This window comes from Kitasatospora misakiensis (genome assembly GCF_042656005.1).
Taxonomy (GTDB): domain Bacteria; phylum Actinomycetota; class Actinomycetes; order Streptomycetales; family Streptomycetaceae; genus Kitasatospora; species Kitasatospora misakiensis.
On sequence record NZ_JBHSOF010000001.1, the window covers coordinates 172,376 to 190,736 of the forward strand.

Here is an 18,361-nt window from a genome sequence, read left to right on the forward strand (position 1 = left end):
TGTCGTCGGCCCGCCGCCGCGCCGCTCAGACCGGCAGGAGCCGGGCGATGAACTCGCCCAGCAGGCGGGCGTTGCGGCAGCAGTGCATCTCCACCGCCCGGGCGTAGGCGGGCGCGGCGGAGTCGCCGGTACCCCAGAGGGCGGGCTGCTCCGGGTTGAGCCAGTGCACCTGGCGGGCGCGGGCCGCGATCCGCAGGAGGGCGGGGACGTTGGCATCCCGGTAGTTGTTCCGGGCGTCGCCGAGGATCAGCACGCTGGTCCGCGGGCCCACGGCGTCCAGGTGGTGGTCGGCGAACTCGCCGAGGGCCGAGCCGTAGTCGCTGTTGCCGTGGTAGCCCATCACCTTGGCTTCGGTGAGGATCCGCCGGGCGAGCGCGGCCGGGTCGCCGCCGCCGCGGGTGAGCAGGTCCGTCACCTCGGCGGTGCGGTTGACGAAGGCGAACACCCGGACCTTGCTGAACTGGTCGCGCATCGCCTGGACCAGCAGCAGGGTGAAGTCGGAGAAGCCCGCCACCGAGCCGGACACGTCGCAGACCAGGACCAGTTCCGGCCGGGCGGGGCGGCGCAGCCGGTAGGCCGGGCGCAGCGGGACGCCGCCGGTGGAGAGGGAGCGGCGCAGGGTGCGGCGCAGGTCGATCCGCCCGCGGGCCGCCCGGCGCCGGCGGGCGGCCAGCCGGGTGGCCAGTTTGCGGGCCAAGGGGTGGACGGTGCGCCGTAGTTCGGCGAGCTGGTCGCGGCCGGCGGCGAGGAAGTCGATCCGGTCGGGGCTCGGGGCGACGGCCCGTTCGGCGAGGCGTTCGGTGCCGCGCAGTTCGGCCGCCCGTCGGCGTGCCTCGGTGGCGACGAGGGCGCGGAAGTCCTGGATGCGGCGGCGGATCTCGTCGGGGAGCAGCTGGTCGGCGAGGTCGGCGGCGAGGTCGTCTGCGGCGGTGCCGGCGCGCAGGGCCGCGAGGACGCGGGCCAGTAGGGTCTCGGGCGCGAGCCGGCCGAGGGTCTGGTAGGCCGACCAGCCGTCGGAGCCGGGTGTGCCGGCGGCGCCGGCGGTGCCGTACCGGCCGAAGGCGGCCACCGCCTCACCGGCGAGCCGGACCTGGGCGGCCCGGTCGTCGGCGGCGAGTGCGGCCGCGAGCCGCGCCCGGAGGTCCTCGCGCAGGGCGGCCGGGTCCATGGCGGCGGGGTTCGCGGCGGCGGGGTCGAGCGAGCCGCTCCCGGGGCCGGCCAGGTCGGCCGGGTCCGGCGCGGCGGCTCGGCGGACGGCCTCCGGATCGCCGACGCCGAGCGGGAAGAAGAGGTCGAAGGTCGCGTCGAAGACGCCGCGCTGCCCGTCCGTGCGCAGCAGCGCGGCGGCGAGGCCGGCCCGGACCTGCTCGCGTTCGGCGAGGCCGAGGACGTCCAGGACGGCCGCCGCGTCGACCGTCTCGGCGGGCCCGATCCGCAGGCCGTGGGTGCGCAGGGCGCGGACGAAGCCGGTCAGCCGGGCGGCGAGGTCCGCCGGGACGGTGCCGTGCCTGGGTCCAGGCCCGTCTCCGGGAGCGGACGGCGGCGGGACGGTCATGCGACGGTGAGCTTCTGCGCGGCCTTCAGCACGTCGTCCTGGTGCTTGAGGACGACGCCGAGGGTGGCCCGGACGACCGTCTCGTCCAGGGTGTCGGCGCCGAGCGCGAGCAGGGTGCGGGCCCAGTCGACGGTCTCGGCGACCGACGGTGCCTTGCGCAGCTCCAGCGCCCGCAGCGCGCCGACCACCCGGACCAGCGAGTCGGCCAGCGTCGCGTCCAGCCCGGGGACCCGCAGCCGGACGATCCGGCGCTCCAACTCGGCCTCCGGGTAGTCGAGGTGGAGGAAGAGGCAGCGCCGGCGCAGCGCCTCGGAGAGCTCCCGGGTGGCGTTGGAGGTGAGCAGCACGAACGGGCGGCGGCTCGCGGTGATGGTGCCCAGTTCGGGCACGGTGACCTGGAAGTCGCTGAGCACTTCGAGCAGCAGCGCCTCCACCTCGACGTCGGCCTTGTCCATCTCGTCGATCAGCAGGACGGTCGGCTCGTCGCCGCGGATGGCGGTGAGCAGCGGCCGGGTGAGCAGGAACTCCTCGCCGAAGATGTCGGTGCGGGTGGCGTCCCAGCCCTCGTCCCGCCCGGCGGTGATCCGCAGCAACTGCTTGGCGTGGTTCCACTCGTAGAGGGCGCGGGCCTCGTCGATGCCCTCGTAGCACTGGAGCCGGACGAGCCGGGCCCGGCCGATCGCGGCGACGGCCTTGGCGAGTTCGGTCTTGCCGACGCCGGCCGGGCCCTCGACGAGCAGCGGCTTGCCGAGCCGGTCGGCGAGGAAGACGGTGGTGGCGACCTCCGTGGAGGCCAGGTAGCCGGCCTCGGCCAGTCGGGCGGCCGTGTCGGCCACCGACTCGAAGAACTGCGTGCCCTCGCCGCCCATGTGTGCCCCGCATCCCCGTGGTCCGGTGTCTGTCGCCAGCACCCTACCCGCGGGTCACTTCAGCCGTGGGTGACTTCGCTGCCCCGGGCAATGCCGCACCCGGCGCCGGGTGCGGCATTGCCCGGAGGCGGGAGCGGTCAGTTGACGTAGACGTGCGGGCTTCCGGCCACCGAGCTGTCCTTCACCGGGCCGTAGGTGGCGCTGAAGTACCCGGTGGAGAAGCAGGTGCTGGGGCCGGAGACCTTCGGGAGCGCCTGGGCGTTGAAGCCGATGGTCTGGCCGACGTTGCCGGTGGTGCCGCTGATCCCGGCGGAGGCCCGGTAGACGCAGGTGATGGTGCCGAGGATGGTCTTCAGCACCACGGTGGTCTGGAGCGGCCCGGCGGCGGTGGGGTCGAGCGAGACCGGGTTGCCCGGCGCGTCACTGACCGAGTTGGTGTAGGGGAGGTTGTTGACGGTGATGCTCTGCACGCTGGTCACGCCGATCACGTTGGCGGTACAGGAGCCGAAGGTCTGGGTGTTGAGCTGCTCGGTCGCCACGCCGGGCGCGGCCGGGTTGCTGGTCACGGTGGCGGAGAAGGAGGAGGCGGCGCACTTGATGCCGCTCGTCCCGGTGGCGCTGGAGTAGAAGGTGGCGTAGCCGCCGGCCACCAGGTCGGCGGTGAGCACGTCGCCGACGGCGATGTCCGGTCCGCCGACGGCGGTGTGGGTGAGCACGGCGGAGCCGGCGGCCTGGGCGGGGGTCATGGTGCCGGGGGCCAGCACCGCGGCGGCGGCGAGGGCGGTGGCTCCGAGGGTACGGCGGATGCGCATGAGGGTGTGCCTCTCCGGGCGAATCGGGTGGGGGAGTCGCTGCGGTCGGTGTGGGGGAGCGCGCGGCGTCGTCGGCCGCGGCCCGACCGGGACGGGGGCGGGGCGGGGCGGTACGGAGTGGGGCTGGGTGGGGCGTCGCGAACGGCGACTCGGCGGGCCCGGCGCCACGGGCCCGCCCGTACCGTGTGCGGTGCCGGGTGCACGTCGGCGGCTGCCACCGTCGGGGATGCGTTCGCCATACTGAGCGGTCGGAACGCGTGCGGGCTTCCGGGGGACTCGGCCGCAGATTGGAAACCCGCCAGTGTTGTAAACCGGATGCCGCGTCAATGTCAAGACAAAGCACGGGAGTTGGTGGCGGAGGATGGCGATGGAGCCGGAGGTCCGGGCGAACGCGGACGTGGTCCTGATCCCCGGTGCGCGCACCGGGCGCGACCCGGCCCGCTCGATCAAACGCGGCCCGAGCCGGCTGCCGCCGGGGGTGGTCGCCGCGACCCAGCGGGAGCGCCTGCTCGACGGTCTGGTGCACACCGTGGCGCAACACGGCTACCAGCGCGCCACGGTGAGCGACATCTGTCGCGCCGCCGGGGTGACCAGGCCGGTCTTCTACGAGCTGTTCACCGGCAAGGAGGACGCCTTCCTGGCCGCCCACCGGCACGGCACCGGGGTGGTGATCCGGCGGATGGCGAGGGCGTTCGCGGCCTCGCCGGACTGGTGCACCGGCATCCGCGAGGCGCTGCGCGCGATGCTCGTCCTGCTGGCCGGGGTCCCCGCGTTCGCGACCATGGCGGTCATCGAACTGGACGCGGTCGGCCCGGCCGGACGCCAGGAGCGCGATCAACTCCTCACCCGCTTCCGGGCGTTCTTCGCGGAGATCCCCGAACTCCCGGACGGGGTGGCGGCCGAGGCGATGATCGACGCGGTGGTCGGCGGCGTCTACTGCACCCTGCAGCGCTGTATCGACACCGACCGGACCGCCGAACTCCCTGACCTGCTAGCGACCTTGAGCCTGTTCTGCCTGGCGCCCTTCCTCGGCCCGGCCGAGGCGGCGCGCCGTCTGGCCTAGGACGTACCCGGGTCGGGATGCCGTTCAGGACGCCGTGCCCGAGCGGACGATGATCCTTCGTGCACCCGTATTGACCCGCCCAATACTCGGCAGTAGCTTCCCAGTTACCCACCGTGGTCCGACCGGTCCGCCCCGCTGCCACGGGGCGGACCAGTCCGGTCGTGCCGCGGAACGCTGTCCGCGCCAGGACAACGTGCCAGTGCCTGCCCGTCCCCACCACCCGAGGGAGCACACATGGCCACGTCCGAGGACGCCGCCCACCCGACCGGGAGCACCGCGACTCCCGAGTCACCCGCCCAGGCGCGAGGCCGGGTCCGGCTGAAGCGCACCGCGCTGATGGCCGTACCCGCCGTCGTCGCCGGCGCCGTACTGATGACCCTGACCGCCCAGGGCGTGCTCGCCGCCCAGTTCGCCATCTCCGGCATGCCGTTCGTCGTCACCGCCGACAGCCTGGACGGCGTCGGCTTCGAGCAGTTCGGCAGCCTGGACCACATGATCGAGGGCAGCCCCAACAGCGGCGACACCGGCGGCCAGGTGCTCGTCGCGGTCTCCGCGATCAAGGAGGCCTCGCTCACCAAGCTGTGCCAGAGCGTCGATCTCGGCGGCATCAACCTGCTGATCAAGGCCGGCGACGCCGGGACGCCCGTCACCGCCACCGACCTCACCACCGACTCCGATCTGCTCTCCGGCGACGCGGAGTTCAAGAACATCGAGATCGGCGGCGACGCGAGCACCTACACCAAGGCCGGTGTCCAGGGCCTGCCCGGGGTCTTCGGCCAGCAGGCCGACACGGTCAAGATCCGCAACCTCCGGCAGCACAACTACGCCACCACCGCCGGGGCCTTCAAACTGCCCAACCTCCGGCTGAGCTTCAGCTCCGAGGGCTGCTGACGGTGGCCGCGCCCGAGACCGAGACCGAGCCCGAGCCCGCGCCCGAGTCGAAGCCGGATGCGGCCGGCGAGGCTGCCCGGACCCGGGGGTCCTGGCGCGGCTGGCGGGGCCGGCGGCCGTTCTGGGGCGGCACGCTCGTCCTGTTCGGCGGCGCGGAGATCCTCTTCACGCTGCGCGCCCCGTTGCCCGTCGTCCTGCACATCGGGATCCAGGGGCTGGCCGGCTACCTCGTCCCGTCGGTCATGGTGATCTGCGGCCTGCTGATCCTCTTCAACCCGGCCCAGCGGCTGTTCTACTCGATCATCGCCGTGCTGGCGTCGCTGGGCAGTTGGCTCACCTCCAATCTCGGCGGCTTCCTACTCGGGATGCTGTTCGGCGTGGTCGGCAGCTGCCTCGCCTTCGGCTGGCTGCCCGACCAGCCCCCGCGCCGCCGGTGGCTGCGCCGGGGCCGGGCCCGGCACAAGGCCGCCGACCCGGCCGGCGTCTGAGGCCCGGTCCGACACCGAGACCGGCACCGAGAGACCGGCACCGGCACCAGCACCGGCCCCGAAGCCGGCGCCCCGCCCCCGGCGTTGGGAGAGCACCGGGGACGGGGCGTCGCACCGGCCGGGGGGCCGGCGCCCGGCGACCGTGCGTCGCACGGGCACCGGGTCAGATGGTCGCCGCGTCGATGACGAAGCGGTAGCGCACATCGCTCTTCAGCACCCGCGCGTAGGCCTCGTTGATCCGGTCGGCGGAGATCAGCTCGATCTCCGCGCCGATCCCGTGCTCGGCGCAGAAGTCCAGCATCTCCTGGGTCTCCGGCAGGCCACCGATCATCGAGCCCGCGATCGACTTCCGACCGTTGAGCAGCGAGTGCGCGCCCACGGTGACGGGCTTCTCCGGCGCGCCGAGCTGGACCATCGTGCCGTCGGTGCGCAGCAGCCCCAGGTAGGCGCTGAGGTCGAGGTCCGCCGAGACGGTGTTCACGACGAGGTCGAACCGGCCGGCCAGCTCCGTGAACGTCGCCGGGTCGGAGGTGGCGCGGTAGTCGTGGGCGCCGAGCCGCAGCCCGTCCTCGCGCTTGCTCAGCGACTGGCTGAGCACGGTGACCTCGGCCCCCTTGGCCCGGGCGATCTTCACGCCCAGGTGGCCGAGCCCGCCGAGCCCGACGACGGCGACCTTCCGGCCCGGACCGGCCCCCCAGTGGGTGAGCGGCGAGTACAGCGTGATGCCCGCGCAGAGCAGCGGCGCCGCGACGTCCAGCGGCAGCGCGTCGGGGATGCGCAGGGCGTAGCCCTCGTCCACCACCAGCTGTCGGGCGTACCCGCCGTACGTCGGCGTGCCGTCCCGGCCGACGGAGTTGTAGGTGAACACCACCCCGCCCTCGCCCGTGCAGTACTGCTGGAGCCCCGCGCGGCAGTTGTCGCACGTCCGGCAGGTGTCGACGAAGCAGCCGACGCCGACCCGGTCGCCGGCCGACCACCGGGAGACCTCGGAGCCGACGGCCGCGACCACCCCGGCGATCTCGTGGCCCGGCACCATCGGGAAGATCCCCGGGCCCCAGTCCTCGCCGACCTGGTGGATGTCGGAGTGGCAGATGCCCGCGTACTTGACGTCGATCAGCACGTCGTGCGGGCCGAGCGCCCGGCGGGGCACGGTGGTCCGCTCCAGCGGGGCACCCGGGGTGGCGGCGGCGTACACCGCGATCCGGCCGGCGGCGGTGGAGTCGGCAGTGTCGGTGGTGTCGGTGGTGTCGGTGATGTCAGCGATGTCGGTGAGCGTCGTGTTCGTCATGGCTCAAGGCTCGGCGCTGCGGGCACGGCCAGCCAGGTCAGCAACGGTCGTACGTTTCCCGTTCCTACTACACGCAGTATCACCCTCGGCGCCGGTCCGCCCCGGAGCGCGGGCCCATACTGCTGGTATGGATCAGCGCACCGAGCTCAGCGAATTCCTGCGCTCCCGGCGGGCCCGGCTGCGGCCGGCCGACGTCGGGCTGCCCGACTACGGCGGACGGCGGCGGGTGCCCGGGCTGCGCCGCGAGGAACTGGCCCAACTGGCCGGGGTGAGCACCGCGTACTACGTCCGGCTGGAACAGGGGCACGGCGAGAGCGTCTCGTCGGCCGTGCTGGACGCCGTCGCCCGCGCCCTGCGGCTCGACGCCGCCGAGCACGAGCACCTGCGCCGCCTCACCGGACCCGTGCGCCGCCGCCCCGGACGGGTCCGTGCGGTGCGTCCGCAGCAGGTCCGGCCCGAGCTGCAGCAGCTGTTGGACGTGATGGAGGGCGTCCCGGCCTACGTCCTCGGGCGGCGGCTCGACGTGCTCGCCTGGAACCGTCTCGGGAACTCCGTGATCGGCGACATCGCCGCGCTGCCGCCGGAGCAGCGGAACATCGCCTGGCAGGTCTTCCTCGACCCGGCCGCCCGGGAGCTGTACCAGGACTGGGAGGGCAAGGCGAACGATCTGGTGGGGATGCTCCGGCTCGACGCGGGCCGCGATCCCGACGACCCCCGGCTGGCCTCGCTGATCGGTGAACTCTCGGTCAAGAGCGCGGACTTCCGGCGGCTGTGGGCCGCGCACGACGTCCTCGACAAGGGCCACGGTGTCAAGGAACTGCACCATCCGGTGGTCGGTGGGCTGACTCTTCGCTACGAGACCTTCCGTCCGTCCGGCGACCCGGACCAGGTCCTGGTCACCTACCACGCCGCGCCGGGCTCGTCCTCGGCCGAGTCGCTGCGCCTGCTGGCCAGTTGGATCGCCACCGGTCCCACCGTCCCCACCGGCCCCGCCGGCGACGGGGAGCCGTCGGCCGTACCGGAGTCCGCGCCCCAGCCGGACTTCGGGTCCTGAGCACACCCCCGACCACCAGCGCCCCCGACCACCCGAGCCCCGCGCCCCGGGCCGCCCGCGGCGACCGCCGCCGGGCGGCCCGGACCGTCCCGACTACCGGTAGCAGTACGAGTCCGAGGACGCGTCACCGCCCGCCAGGTGCGTCTGGTGCACCCGCAGCCCCCGGAAGTCCGCGCCGTGCGGGAAGAACCGCGGGTCGACGGTCATCCCGCCCGCCTCCGGATCGGCGTCCAGCTTGACGATCCACGGCTCGATGCCGTCCGGGTAGAACTGGTCGTCCCACGCCCCGTACAGCGAGTTGGTCAGGTAGAGCCGCCGCCCGTCCCGGCTGATCTCGACCATCTGCGGCGCGCCGCTCAGCGGACGGCCCGGCTCCGCCGGGTGCGGCGTCCGGGCCGCCACCCCGCCGAGCCGCACCGAGGCGGTGAGCAGCGGGCGGAACGGGTCCGACACGTCGTACTGGAGCAACTCGCCGGTGCCCCAGGCCGAGACGTACAGCCAGCGGTCGTCCACCGACAGGTTGATGTCGGTGATCAGCGGCGGCACGGCGCCGAACGGCTGGAGGACGGGCGGCAGGTCCTCGGCCTTCGCCGGTTCGGCGGGTATCTCGATCACCTTGCGCGCGGTGAACGCCTCGCCCTGCCGGTACCAGAGCCAGACCGAGGCCGAGAGGTCCTCCACATTGGTGACCACCCCGGCGAAGCCCCACTCGGCCTCCGGGTCGTGGGCCGGGCGCAGCTCCAGCACCATCTGGTACTGGTCGCCGAGGTCGATCCGCTGCAGGTGCCGCCCCGAGTCCAGCTCCCAGAAGTGCAGCGCGTGCCCGTACTTGCGGCCGAGCAGCAGCTCCGGCACCACACCGTCCTCGACCATCCACGGGGTGCCCCACTCGCTGGTCACGCCCACGTTGCTGCCCAGGTGCCACCACACGTCGTAGGAGAAGTTCTGCGACCCGCGCTCGGTCTCCCAGGGGCGCAGCACGTCGAAGGTGGTGTGGTCGAGCAGGGCGACCCCGCCGGGGCCGTCGCCGCCCGTCGCCGCGCCCAGGCAGGAGAGGAAGACGCCCTCCGGCCCGCAGTGCAGGGTGTGCGGGCGCGAGTACCCGGACCGCGCCGCCAGCTCCGCCGCCTCCACGGTCTTCACCAGTCTGGGCCGGACCGGGTCGGGCCGGGTGTCCAGGACGTGCAGCCGGGACGACCGCAGGCCGGGCAGCAGCAGGTAGCGCCGTTCGGGGCTGTCGTGGCAGGCGTGGGCGAGGGCGCTGGAGCAGGCGTTCCAGCCGAAGTGGTGCAACTCGTCGCCCAGGCCGGGCATGTCGGTGAAGTTGAGCACGCGCCCGTAGCTCGGCGACGCCGGGTCGGTGTCGACGGTGATCAGCGCGTCCGGCCGCCGCGCCGACCGGTCGAACCCGGCGACGTACGCGAGCTTCTCCGGCGGGGCGGCGATCGCCTCGGCGGGCGTGCGGTACAGCGAGGGATCGCTGTGGCCGGACTGCCGGTCGGTCTGCGGGCCGTGTCCGTGCGGCATGCTGGCTCCTCAACTCGCCTGTTCGGCAAGGTAAGTGACAAGGGCCCGGGTAGCCTTCCACAGACTCGCGGGCGCACAGCAGGCGCACGGGGAGCGGGCAGGGCGCCGGGGGCGGTGCGCCCCCGGCCCCCTGAAGAGAAGGTCTAGCTCACCGTGAGCGGGAAGTACGCGCCGATCCAGCGGTCGAGTTCGGCGAACACCTGGGTGCGGGCGGTCTCGCCGGACAGGACGAGGTCGTGCATGCCGCCCTTGATCCGGACGATCGTCACATGGCGGCCCAGGTGCGGCCCGGCGGCCGCGATGTCGTCGGCGCGCAGGACGGCGTCCGCGTGGTGCAGGGCGGCCTGCCAGCGGGTGGTGGAGATCGAGGCGGTGGAGGCCATCAGCAGCACCGGCACGTCGATGCCGAGCCCGCGCCGGACCTGCCGGTGCCCGCGCTGGACGGCGGCCAGCCAGCCGGCGAACAGCGGCACACCCTCGGCGGGCTTGAGCTTGAGGTCGAAGTCCCACTCGCCGCGGAAGTCCCGGTGGATGCTGTGCACGTAGTGCGGGTTGAGCGCGGACGGCAGGACGCGGGTGGGCGCGAGCCGGGCGATCGCCTCCAGGGCCGGGGCGCCGAGGGTGCGTACGGCGGGGGCGGCCGGCATGGTGAGGAACGGGCTGTTGAGGAACAGGGCGTCGATCAGGCCCCGCCCGGTGCGGCGGCCCGCCCACAGGGCGGCGATCAGCCCGCCGGTGGAGTGGCCGTTGACCAGCAGCTTGGTGTGGCCGTCCTCCTCGCGGATGATCCGGACCGCCTCGTCCAGCTCCTCGTCGTGGGCCGAGAGGTCGCGGACGAAGTTCGGCGAGTGGTGCGGGCGCAGCGAGCGGCCGTACTTGCGCAGGTCGACGGCGTAGAAGGAGAAGCCGGCGGCGACGTAGTGGTCGGCGAGGTGGGTCTGGAACCAGTAGTCGTTGTAGCCGTGGATGTAGAGGACGGCCCGGTCCGACCCGGGGACCAGCCGGCGGACCAGCGTCGCCGAGACCTCGCCCTCCTCGTCCGGACGGAGCGGCAGCTCGGCCGCCTCGTAGGGGGCACCCAGGATGTCTTCGCGGAACTCCATGGCCACTCGCACCCAATCTCTGCTCGGATTCCCGGATCCTCGGGACCTCACCGGCCCGGACCTCACCGGCCCGGACCCCACCGGCCCGGACCTCTGACCATACCGGCCAGTAGCCTAGGGCGTGACGGCGACTCGGGCCGGGCGCCTATGCTGCCGACATGCCCGAGATGCCCGACCCGGCTACCCCGCCCACGCCTTCTACCGCACCCGAGGACCACCCGGTCGACGAACCCGTCCCGGTGCTGCGGCAGACCGACCTCGGGCGGGCGAAGCTGCTCCCCGACGTCGACCACGACGGCGGCTGGCTGCTGACCCTGGACGACACCCCGCAGTCCTACGTCGACCTCGGCGACCCGACCCACCTGGAGTTCGAGTACGTCCAGCGCCTCGGCCACCTCGTCGACGCGCTCGACGGGCCCGGCCGCCCGGTCGACGCCCTTCACCTCGGCGGCGGCGCGCTGACCGTGCCCCGCTACCTGGCCGCCACCCGCCCCGGCTCGCGCCAGCGGGTGGTCGAGGTGGACGGCCCGCTGCTCGACCTGGTCGAGCAGCACCTCCCCTGGCAGGGGCCCGGCGTCGACATCACCGCCGAGGTGGGGGACGCCCGTGACGCCCTCGCCGCCGTCGCGCGGACCGCGCCCGGCACCCTCGACCTCGTCGTCGCGGACGTCTTCCACGGCTCGCGCACCCCCGGGCACCTGACCTCGGTGGAGTTCCTGCGACTGGCCGCGGCGGCGCTGCGCCCCGGCGGCTGCTACGCGGCGAACCTCGCCGACGGTCCGCCGCTCGCCTTCGCCCGCGCCCAGGCGGCGACGCTGCGCGCGGTCTTCCCGCAGACCTGTCTGATCGCCGAGGCGCCGGTGCTGCGCGGACGGCGGTACGGGAACATCCTGCTGGTCGGCTCGGCCGGCCCGCTGCCGGTGGCGGACCTCGCCCGGCGGCTGGCCGGGGACATCTTCCCGGCCCGGCTGACCGAGGGCGCCGACCTCGCCGCCTTCACCGCCCGCACCGCGCCGGTCACCGACGCCACCGCCACCGACTCCCCGCCCCCGCCGGACGGCGCGTTCAGCGTCGGCTGATCCTCGGCTGAGGCGGGCGTGACCCGCCCGCGGCCCTCGCGTGACCCGCGCGCGGGAGCGCGCCTCGGCGCGCCGGGCCGCCACGCGCCCGGTTCACGCCCCCGGCGGTGTCAGAATCGGCGGGTCCCTGCGGGACGCCCACCACCGAGGGAGTGAACGAGAGATGAGCAGCGCGGCGCGACCGGACCTGGCGGCGGTGCCCGAGACAATGCTGTGGACCCTCTGGCAGCGGGCCGTCGAGGCCCGCCGGCCGGACGCGCTGCTCCACGACCCCAAGGCCGTCGAGCTGGTCGACCGGATCGACTACCCCTTCGCCGAGCGTTTCGGCACGAGCGGCTTCCAGTCTCAGCTCCAGGCGCTGCGGGTGGGCTGCTTCGACCGCGAGGTGTCCGACTTCCTGGCCCGCGAGCCCCGCGGCACGGTCGTCTGCCTCGGCGAGGGCCTGGAGACGCAGTACTGGCGGGTCGACAACGGCCGGGCCCACTGGCTCACCGTCGACCTCCCCGAGGCGGTGGCCCTGCGCGAGGAGCTCCTGCCGCCCGGCCCCCGGCAGCGCTACCTGGCCGCCGACGCCACCGACCTGGCCGCCTGGGCCGACGAGGTGGACCGCGACCGCGCCGTGCTGATCACCGCCGAGGGCCTGCTGATGTACCTCCCGCCGGACCGGGTGAAGGCCCTGATCGCGGACTGCGCGGACCGCTTCCCGGGCGGCTCGCTGGTCCTGGACGCCGTGCCGCGCTGGTTCGCCCGCCTCACCCGGACCGGGAGGATGCGCACCGCCACCTACCAGGCACCCGCCATGCCGTGGGCGATGGACGCCCGCGAGCGCGACAAGCTCCGCACCGCGAGCCCGGCGGTCGCCGCCGTCCGCGACGTCCGCCCCGCCGCCGCCCGCGGCCTGCTGGGCGCCCTGCTGCCGTTCGCCCTGACCGCCCCGCCCCTCGCCACCCGCCGCCCGTCGGTCACCGTCCTGGACTTCGCCGCACCGGCGCGCTGAACGACGGCGCGCTGAACGACGACAGCGGCAGGGAGAACCGGTCCGCCGGCGGGTGACGGACGGATGTCGGCGGCGCCCGGAACCACCGGATGCCGCCACACGTCGTAAGCAGGGGTGATCGGCCGGGGGGACAGGCCGCCCGGCACGTTAGGCTGCCCTCTCGGGGAGCGGCCTGGTGCCGCCATTCGGACGACTGTCGAGACCGGGCGCGCCGGCCACGGGGACCTGATCGGGGACCTGAGCGGGCCTGCCGCGAGTCTCGTCCTGCCACGGAGGTACTGGCCTTGCTGCACATCGACGCCTGGATCGAGGGCGTGCCGCCGGTGGCGGTGTACGCCCTGGTTGCGCTGATCATCGGACTGGAGTCGCTGGGTATACCGCTCCCCGGCGAGATCGCCCTGGTCTCCGCCGCGCTGCTGGCCGCGCGCGGCGTGGTGAGCCCGCTCTGGGTGGCGGTCTGCGCGATCCTCGGCGCGATCATCGGTGACTCGATCGGCTACTCGATCGGCCGCAAGGGCGGCAAGCCGCTCTTCGAGAAGCTGGGGCGGAAGTTCCCCAAGCACTTCGGCCCCAGCCACCTGGCCAGCGCCGAGCGCTCCTTCCAGAAGTGGGGCATGTGGGCGGTCTTCTTCGGCCGCTTCATCGCGCTGCTGCGCATCTTCGCCGGCCCGCTGGCGGGCGCCCTGAAGATGCCGTACTGGAAGTTCCTGATCGCCAACGTGCTCGGCGGCGTCGTCTGGGCCGGCGGTACGACGCTGCTGGTCTACCAGGTGGGCAAGGTCGCCGAGCAGTGGCTGTCGAAGTTCTCCTGGATCGGCCTGCTCGTCGCCGTCGCGGGTGGCGCGTTCTCGGCCTGGTTCATGAAGCGCCGGGCCGCCAAGGCCGCGGAGGCCCACGAGGCGGCGGAGGCGGCCGCCCCGACCCCGACGGTCACCGCGCCCGCCGCGGACTGACCCCGCCGGGGTCCCGCCGGACCCCTCCGTGCCCGCCGCTGCCCGGACCTCGCTCCGGGCAGCGGCGTTCGCACTCGTACCGCACTCGTACCGTTCACCGGAACACACGCACACCGAACCACCACGCAGAGAAGAAGTAGGAGCACCATGCGGATCGGACTCCTGGGCACCGGCCCCTGGGCGGAGCGGGTGCACGCGCCCGTCCTGGCGAAGCACCCCGGCTTCGAGTTCGCGGGCGTCTGGGGCCGACGCCCCGAGGCGGCCGCCGCGCTCGGCGCGCAGCACGGCGTCCCCGGCCACGACGACCTCGACCGGCTGCTCGGCGAGGTCGACGCCGTCTCGATCGCCCTGCCCCCGACCGTGCAGGCGGACCTCGCGGTGCGCGCCGCCGAGGCCGGCTGCCACCTGCTGCTCGACAAGCCCGTCGCGCTCACCGTCCCCGACGCCCGCCGGGTGGTCGAGGCGGCGGAGGCGCACCGGATGGCCTCCGTGGTCTTCTTCACCGTCCGCTTCGGCGGTGAACAGCTGCCGTGGATCGAGGAGCAGGCCGCCGTCGGCGGCTGGTTCACCGGCCGCTCGGACTGGCTCGGCTCGGTGTTCGCCCCCGGCTCCACCAGCGCGTACGCGTCCTCGCAGTGGCGCAAGGACAAGGGCGCGCTCTGGGACGTCGGCCCGCACGCGCTCTCGGTGCTGCTCCCCGTCCTCGGCGACGCGACCGCCGTCACCGCCGTGCCCGGCCCGCTGGACACCGTCCACCTGGTGCTGCGCCACGCCGGCGGGGCCTCCAGCACCCTGGCGCTGAGCCTGACCACCCCGGTCTCCGGCGGCGGCACCGGCATGGAGCTGCGCGGCGAGGCCGGCACCGTCCACCTGCCGGAGCGCGGCGAGGGCCCGATCGCGGCCTTCCACCGCGCGCTGGACGCCCTGGCCACCGCCGCCCGCACCGGCGAGCCCCACCCCTGCTCGGCCGCCTTCGGCCTGCGCACCGTCGAGATCCTGGCCGCCGCCGAGCGCTCCCTCGCCACCGGCACCGCCGTCGAACTCTGAGCGCGATCGGGCGGCTGACGGCCCGGCCCGGCCGTCAGCTGCCCAGCAACTGCTCCGCGAAGGCGCGCACCCGCGCCTCGGTGATGCCCTCTCGCTGCTCCACGGCGAGCGGGTGGTCGGTGGGCTCCAGTTCGATCAAGGGGCGCAGGCCGACGGCCCGGGTGCGCACGTGCGTCTTGAGCAGCAGCGTGGACTGCGGGTAGACCGGCAGCTCGGTGACCAGCCAGCCGAAGTACGGCGGCTCCTGCTCCCGCGCCGGGTCCTCCCACAGCTCGTGCATCCGCGCGAAGTTCGGCTCGCTCAGCGACACCCAGACACCCCAGGAGAAGGTCTCGCCGAGCTCCGGCACCGGGATCTCGATCAGGCCGTGGACGTAGAACTCCCGGTCCTTGATCACGCACTGGTCGGGGGTGAGCTCGCTGTCCCTGCGCCGGGCGTAGCGCGGCTTCCAGTTCACCGGCGCCGGGGCGCCGTAGGAGAGCGGCGGGCCGTCGTGCGGCTCGGAGCAGCAGGCGCAGGTGTGGGCGTGGGCATCGGCGTGGGGGTGTGCGGCAGACATGGCGATGAGCATAAACGAGCTGGTGAGGTCCTCTGTCGCCGCCCTGTGCGAGGGTGGAGGGGTGAACCTGGAGGACCTCGTCCGGCTGCGCAGGGCCCGTGACGCGGTGGACCGCGACTACGCGCTGCCGCTGGACGTGCCGGCGCTGGCGCGGGTGGCGCTGATGTCGCCGGGCCACTTCTCGCGCAGCTTCCGGGCCGCCTTCGGGGAGACGCCCTACAGCTACCTCATGACCCGGCGGATCGAGCGGGCCAAGGCGCTGCTGCGGCGCGGCGACCTGTCGGTCACGGAGGTGTGCTTCGCGGTGGGCTGCACCTCGCTGGGGTCGTTCAGTTCGCGCTTCACCGAGCTGGTCGGGGAGAGCCCGAGCGCCTACCGGGCCCGCTGCCACGAGGACGGAGCGGCGATCCCGGCCTGCTACGCGAAGCTCTACACCAGACCGGTCAGGAACCGAGAAGCAGAACTCCCGCCCCGGTCGTAGCGTGAGGCGCATGGACATCACGCTTTCACAGTGCTTCATCGCCGTCGACGACCACGACAAGGCGATCGCCTTCTACCGGGACGTCCTCGGTCTGGAGGTGCGCAACGACGTCGGCTTCGAGGGGATGCGCTGGGTGACGGTCGGCGCCCCGTCGCAGCCCGACGTGAACATCGTGCTCGAACCCCCGCTGGCGGACCCGAACGCCTCGGCCGCCGACCGCCAGGCCATGGCGGAACTGCTGGCGAAGGGCCTCCTCCGGGCGGTCATCTTCGCCACCGAGGACTGCGACGCGACCTTCGAGCGGATCCGCGCGGCGGGCGGCGAGGTCCTGCAGGAGCCGATCGACCAGCCCTACGGGGTACGCGACTGCGCCTTCCGCGACCCGGCCGGCAACATGCTGCGCTTCACCCAGCGGAGGGCCGGCTAGATCCTGACACGGGTCAGCTCACGGACTGCGCGCTGTCGTGAGCCAACCGATCCAGTTCGGCGCCGATCGCCTCCCTCAGCTCGTCATGCTGCGACCCGAGCCTGAACTGCTCATCGCGCCAACGCTCGTGCGGATACAGCCAGACCGGCATGCCGACAAGATCGGCGGACTCCCACTCGTACCGCGGCCACACGTGCGCGTGCAGGAACCCGTCGGTGTTGCCGAGGATCTCCAGGTTGACCCGCCGGAAAGCCGGATCCATCCGTCGGCACGCCCGTTCGACCGCCTCCCCCAGCCGCTCCATGTCGGCCAGGAACGCCAGCCGCTGCGCCCGAGGGAGGTCCGACAGCCGCTGCACGTCAGGCTCGTCGGTCAGGAGCACCGAGTAGCCGGGGAGGAACTGGACATCCCCGATCACGGCGAACCCCGCGCCGAGCCGCCTCAGCACCGAGGGATTCTCTCCCCGCAGCGCGCTGCCGATCCTGTCCGTCCGCCAATCATCAGTCATGACGATGAACCTACCCGGCGATGATCAAGACCCTCGGCGTGCGGCGGAAGGTTCGTCCTTCGGCAAAGCTCCTGCCCGGACGGGGGTGCTCCCCTATTGTCGGATGGCATGGTGGGGGTTGCGGGAAATGACGGGGCAGGCCGCGCGATGCCGTACGCGGGGGATCCGCCGGTGTTCGACGACCGGATGCGGGACGCCTGCGTCGTCGTGCCGGGCATCATGGGAAGCGTTCTTCAGGACGCCGCGACGGGCCGCCCGCTGTGGGGCGCGGACCTGTCGATGCTCACCAACCCGCTGCTGGGCAGGGGTTTCCTGGGCGCGCTGCACGCCGACGCGCAGGAGCGGGCCGCCGACGCCGGCACCTTCCGGAGGGCGCCGCTGGCCCGGATCCGGGCCAGCGGGCTGGTGTCGAAGCCGTGGTGGCTGCCCGTGCTGGAGGGCCTGGAACCGTACACCGAGCTGACCGCGGCGCTGCGGAGAGTCACCCTCGCGCGGGAAGCCGTCCTGCCGTTCCCCTACGACTGGCGGCTGGCCGTCGCCTACAACGCGGCGGTGCTGGCCCGTGCGGCCCGCGCGCACCTGACGCGGTGGCGGCAGCAGGTCGCCGCCCAGCCCGGGTGGCGTGCGGCGGGGGAGCGGGCCCCGCGGCTGCTGTTCGTGGCGCACTCGATGGGCGGCCTGGTGGTGCGGGCCGCACTGGAGCAGGACCCGGAACTCGCGGCCGACACCCGGGCGGTGATCACCGTGGGGACGCCGTTCCTCGGTTCGGCGAGTGCCGTCCTGACGCTCAACCTCCTGCACGCCGACGCCAGGCCGGCATGGCTTCAGCGGCATGTCCAGGCGATGGCGGCGACGCTGCCGGGCCTGTACGACCTGCTGCCCGGCTACCGGTGCCTGGACCGCGGCCTCGACGTCGAACGGCTCACCCCGGCGGATGTGGCCCGGTTCGGCGGCGACGCGGACCTCGCGGCGCGCTCCCTCGCCGCGCACACCCGCCACTGGGAGCAGCCGTTCCAACTGCCCGGGCACCGGGCGATCGTCGGCGTGGCCCAGCCGACCGTGCAGACCCTGGACGAGCAGGAGCGTGCCGGCCTCGCGGTCGTCGTGGGGCGCCAGCACGCCTTCGACGTCGACGACGACGGCGAACTCCTCCGCGACCCGGCCACCGGCATCCCCGCCCGCCGCAACACCTACGGCGACGGCACCGTCCACACCCCCTCCGCCCAGGTCGGCACCGGCGCCGTCGCCTATGTGCACGGCCAGCACGGCACCCTGACGTGCCACGACGAAGTCCTGCGCCAGGTCCGCAACATCGCCCTGGAGCGCCGGCCGGGCGGCCGCCTGGCCGGCGACGGTCCGCAGCCCGGCCTGGACGTGCCCCGGCTCGGCGGGACCTTCGGCGAACCGCTCGCCCTCGCGGTCACCGGCCTCGCCACCCCGGCCGGGGTGACCCTGAGCGTCCGCTCCGCCACCACCGGCCGCCCCGGCCACCCCCTCACCCTGACCCGCGACCCGGACCGGGCGGACGGCGCCCTGACGGCCCGGTTCACGGCGGACGCGCCGGACCTGTACCGGGTCACCCTCGACACCGGTACCCATCCGCCGATCTCCCAGCTCGTCCTCGTCAGCCCGCCCGACACCGGGCGGCGGTAGCCGGCCC

General features: G+C 73.9%; 19 protein-coding genes. 11 read left to right on the forward strand and 8 right to left on the reverse strand.

What is annotated here, in order from left to right:
* Window positions 1-25: 25 nt before the first annotated feature.
* The 3 genes from ACFP3U_RS00630 to ACFP3U_RS00640 all read right to left on the reverse strand — a co-directional run bounded on the left by ACFP3U_RS00630 (window position 26) and on the right by ACFP3U_RS00640 (window position 3,236).
* Entirely contained in the window at window positions 26-1,555 is a 1,530-nt protein-coding gene (locus ACFP3U_RS00630) for a vWA domain-containing protein (RefSeq protein WP_380223040.1), read from the reverse strand.
* Entirely contained in the window at window positions 1,552-2,424 is an 873-nt protein-coding gene (locus tag ACFP3U_RS00635; protein ID WP_380223041.1) for an AAA family ATPase, read from the reverse strand. Before ACFP3U_RS00635 ends, ACFP3U_RS00630 begins: the two co-directional genes overlap by 4 nt.
* 137 nt (window positions 2,425-2,561) lie before the next feature.
* Window positions 2,562-3,236, reverse strand: a complete 675-nt coding sequence (locus ACFP3U_RS00640; RefSeq protein WP_380223042.1) for a Tat pathway signal sequence domain protein — start codon at window positions 3,234-3,236, stop codon at window positions 2,562-2,564.
* A 361-nt stretch (window positions 3,237-3,597) separates the two neighbouring features.
* Here ACFP3U_RS00640 and ACFP3U_RS00645 point away from each other — a divergent pair, with 361 nt between their 5' ends.
* The 3 genes from ACFP3U_RS00645 (at window position 3,598) to ACFP3U_RS00655 (ending at window position 5,678) form a co-directional block, all read left to right on the forward strand.
* Window positions 3,598-4,299 carry a TetR/AcrR family transcriptional regulator gene (locus ACFP3U_RS00645; RefSeq protein WP_380223043.1) on the forward strand — a complete coding sequence of 234 codons (702 nt, stop codon included), beginning with the start codon at window positions 3,598-3,600 and terminating at the stop codon, window positions 4,297-4,299.
* A 234-nt stretch (window positions 4,300-4,533) separates the two neighbouring features.
* Window positions 4,534-5,190, forward strand: a complete 657-nt coding sequence (locus ACFP3U_RS00650; protein ID WP_380223044.1) for a DUF6230 family protein — start codon at window positions 4,534-4,536, stop codon at window positions 5,188-5,190.
* A 2-nt stretch (window positions 5,191-5,192) separates the two neighbouring features.
* On the forward strand, window positions 5,193-5,678 hold the full coding sequence (locus ACFP3U_RS00655) for a DUF6114 domain-containing protein (protein ID WP_380223045.1): 486 nt from the start codon (window positions 5,193-5,195) through the stop codon (window positions 5,676-5,678).
* Window positions 5,679-5,841: 163 nt separating this feature from the next.
* On the opposite strand, the gene ACFP3U_RS00660 is transcribed toward ACFP3U_RS00655, so the two are convergent.
* Window positions 5,842-6,966: an NAD(P)-dependent alcohol dehydrogenase gene (locus ACFP3U_RS00660; protein WP_380223046.1), complete on the reverse strand. Its 1,125-nt coding sequence runs from the start codon at window positions 6,964-6,966 to the stop codon at window positions 5,842-5,844.
* A 127-nt stretch (window positions 6,967-7,093) separates the two neighbouring features.
* Between ACFP3U_RS00660 and ACFP3U_RS00665 the strand changes: the two genes are divergently transcribed.
* Window positions 7,094-8,020, forward strand: a complete 927-nt coding sequence (locus tag ACFP3U_RS00665) for a helix-turn-helix domain-containing protein (RefSeq protein WP_380223047.1) — start codon at window positions 7,094-7,096, stop codon at window positions 8,018-8,020.
* Between the two features lie 93 nt (window positions 8,021-8,113).
* On the opposite strand, the gene ACFP3U_RS00670 is transcribed toward ACFP3U_RS00665, so the two are convergent.
* Together ACFP3U_RS00670 and ACFP3U_RS00675 are read right to left on the reverse strand one after the other, a co-directional pair.
* A complete protein-coding gene (locus ACFP3U_RS00670; protein WP_380223048.1) occupies window positions 8,114-9,547 on the reverse strand; it encodes a selenium-binding protein SBP56-related protein in 1,434 nt (477 codons plus the stop codon).
* Window positions 9,548-9,690: 143 nt separating this feature from the next.
* On the reverse strand, window positions 9,691-10,650 hold the full coding sequence (locus ACFP3U_RS00675) for an alpha/beta hydrolase (RefSeq protein ID WP_380223049.1): 960 nt from the start codon (window positions 10,648-10,650) through the stop codon (window positions 9,691-9,693).
* Between the two features lie 167 nt (window positions 10,651-10,817).
* Here ACFP3U_RS00675 and ACFP3U_RS00680 point away from each other — a divergent pair, with 167 nt between their 5' ends.
* From ACFP3U_RS00680 to ACFP3U_RS00695, 4 genes are all read left to right on the forward strand, one after another.
* Window positions 10,818-11,729 (forward strand): spermidine synthase, encoded by a 912-nt coding sequence (locus tag ACFP3U_RS00680; RefSeq protein ID WP_380223296.1) that lies wholly within the window; start codon window positions 10,818-10,820, stop codon window positions 11,727-11,729.
* Window positions 11,730-11,892: 163 nt separating this feature from the next.
* On the forward strand, window positions 11,893-12,726 hold the full coding sequence (locus ACFP3U_RS00685) for a class I SAM-dependent methyltransferase (RefSeq protein ID WP_380223050.1): 834 nt from the start codon (window positions 11,893-11,895) through the stop codon (window positions 12,724-12,726).
* A 287-nt stretch (window positions 12,727-13,013) separates the two neighbouring features.
* A complete protein-coding gene (locus ACFP3U_RS00690) occupies window positions 13,014-13,679 on the forward strand; it encodes a DedA family protein (RefSeq protein ID WP_380223297.1) in 666 nt (221 codons plus the stop codon).
* A gap of 147 nt (window positions 13,680-13,826) precedes the next feature.
* Window positions 13,827-14,726 carry a Gfo/Idh/MocA family protein gene (locus ACFP3U_RS00695; protein WP_380223051.1) on the forward strand — a complete coding sequence of 300 codons (900 nt, stop codon included), beginning with the start codon at window positions 13,827-13,829 and terminating at the stop codon, window positions 14,724-14,726.
* A 34-nt stretch (window positions 14,727-14,760) separates the two neighbouring features.
* On the opposite strand, the gene ACFP3U_RS00700 is transcribed toward ACFP3U_RS00695, so the two are convergent.
* Window positions 14,761-15,285 (reverse strand): DUF2199 domain-containing protein, encoded by a 525-nt coding sequence (locus ACFP3U_RS00700; RefSeq protein WP_380223053.1) that lies wholly within the window; start codon window positions 15,283-15,285, stop codon window positions 14,761-14,763.
* A gap of 61 nt (window positions 15,286-15,346) precedes the next feature.
* On the opposite strand from ACFP3U_RS00700, the gene ACFP3U_RS00705 reads away from it, so the two are divergent.
* The gene (locus ACFP3U_RS00705) at window positions 15,347-15,766 is read left to right on the forward strand and encodes a helix-turn-helix transcriptional regulator (RefSeq protein WP_380223298.1); all 420 of its coding nucleotides are present in this window, start codon (window positions 15,347-15,349) and stop codon (window positions 15,764-15,766) included.
* 10 nt (window positions 15,767-15,776) lie between these two features.
* Complete coding sequence (locus tag ACFP3U_RS00710) at window positions 15,777-16,193, forward strand: VOC family protein (protein ID WP_380223054.1); 417 nt, start codon at window positions 15,777-15,779, stop codon at window positions 16,191-16,193.
* Window positions 16,194-16,206: 13 nt separating this feature from the next.
* Here the strand turns inward: ACFP3U_RS00710 and ACFP3U_RS00715 are convergent, their stop codons facing one another.
* On the reverse strand, window positions 16,207-16,701 hold the full coding sequence (locus ACFP3U_RS00715; protein ID WP_380223055.1) for an HIT family protein: 495 nt from the start codon (window positions 16,699-16,701) through the stop codon (window positions 16,207-16,209).
* 171 nt (window positions 16,702-16,872) lie between these two features.
* On the opposite strand from ACFP3U_RS00715, the gene ACFP3U_RS00720 reads away from it, so the two are divergent.
* A complete protein-coding gene (locus tag ACFP3U_RS00720; RefSeq protein WP_380223057.1) occupies window positions 16,873-18,354 on the forward strand; it encodes a lipase/acyltransferase domain-containing protein in 1,482 nt (493 codons plus the stop codon).
* Window positions 18,355-18,361: the final 7 nt, after the last annotated feature.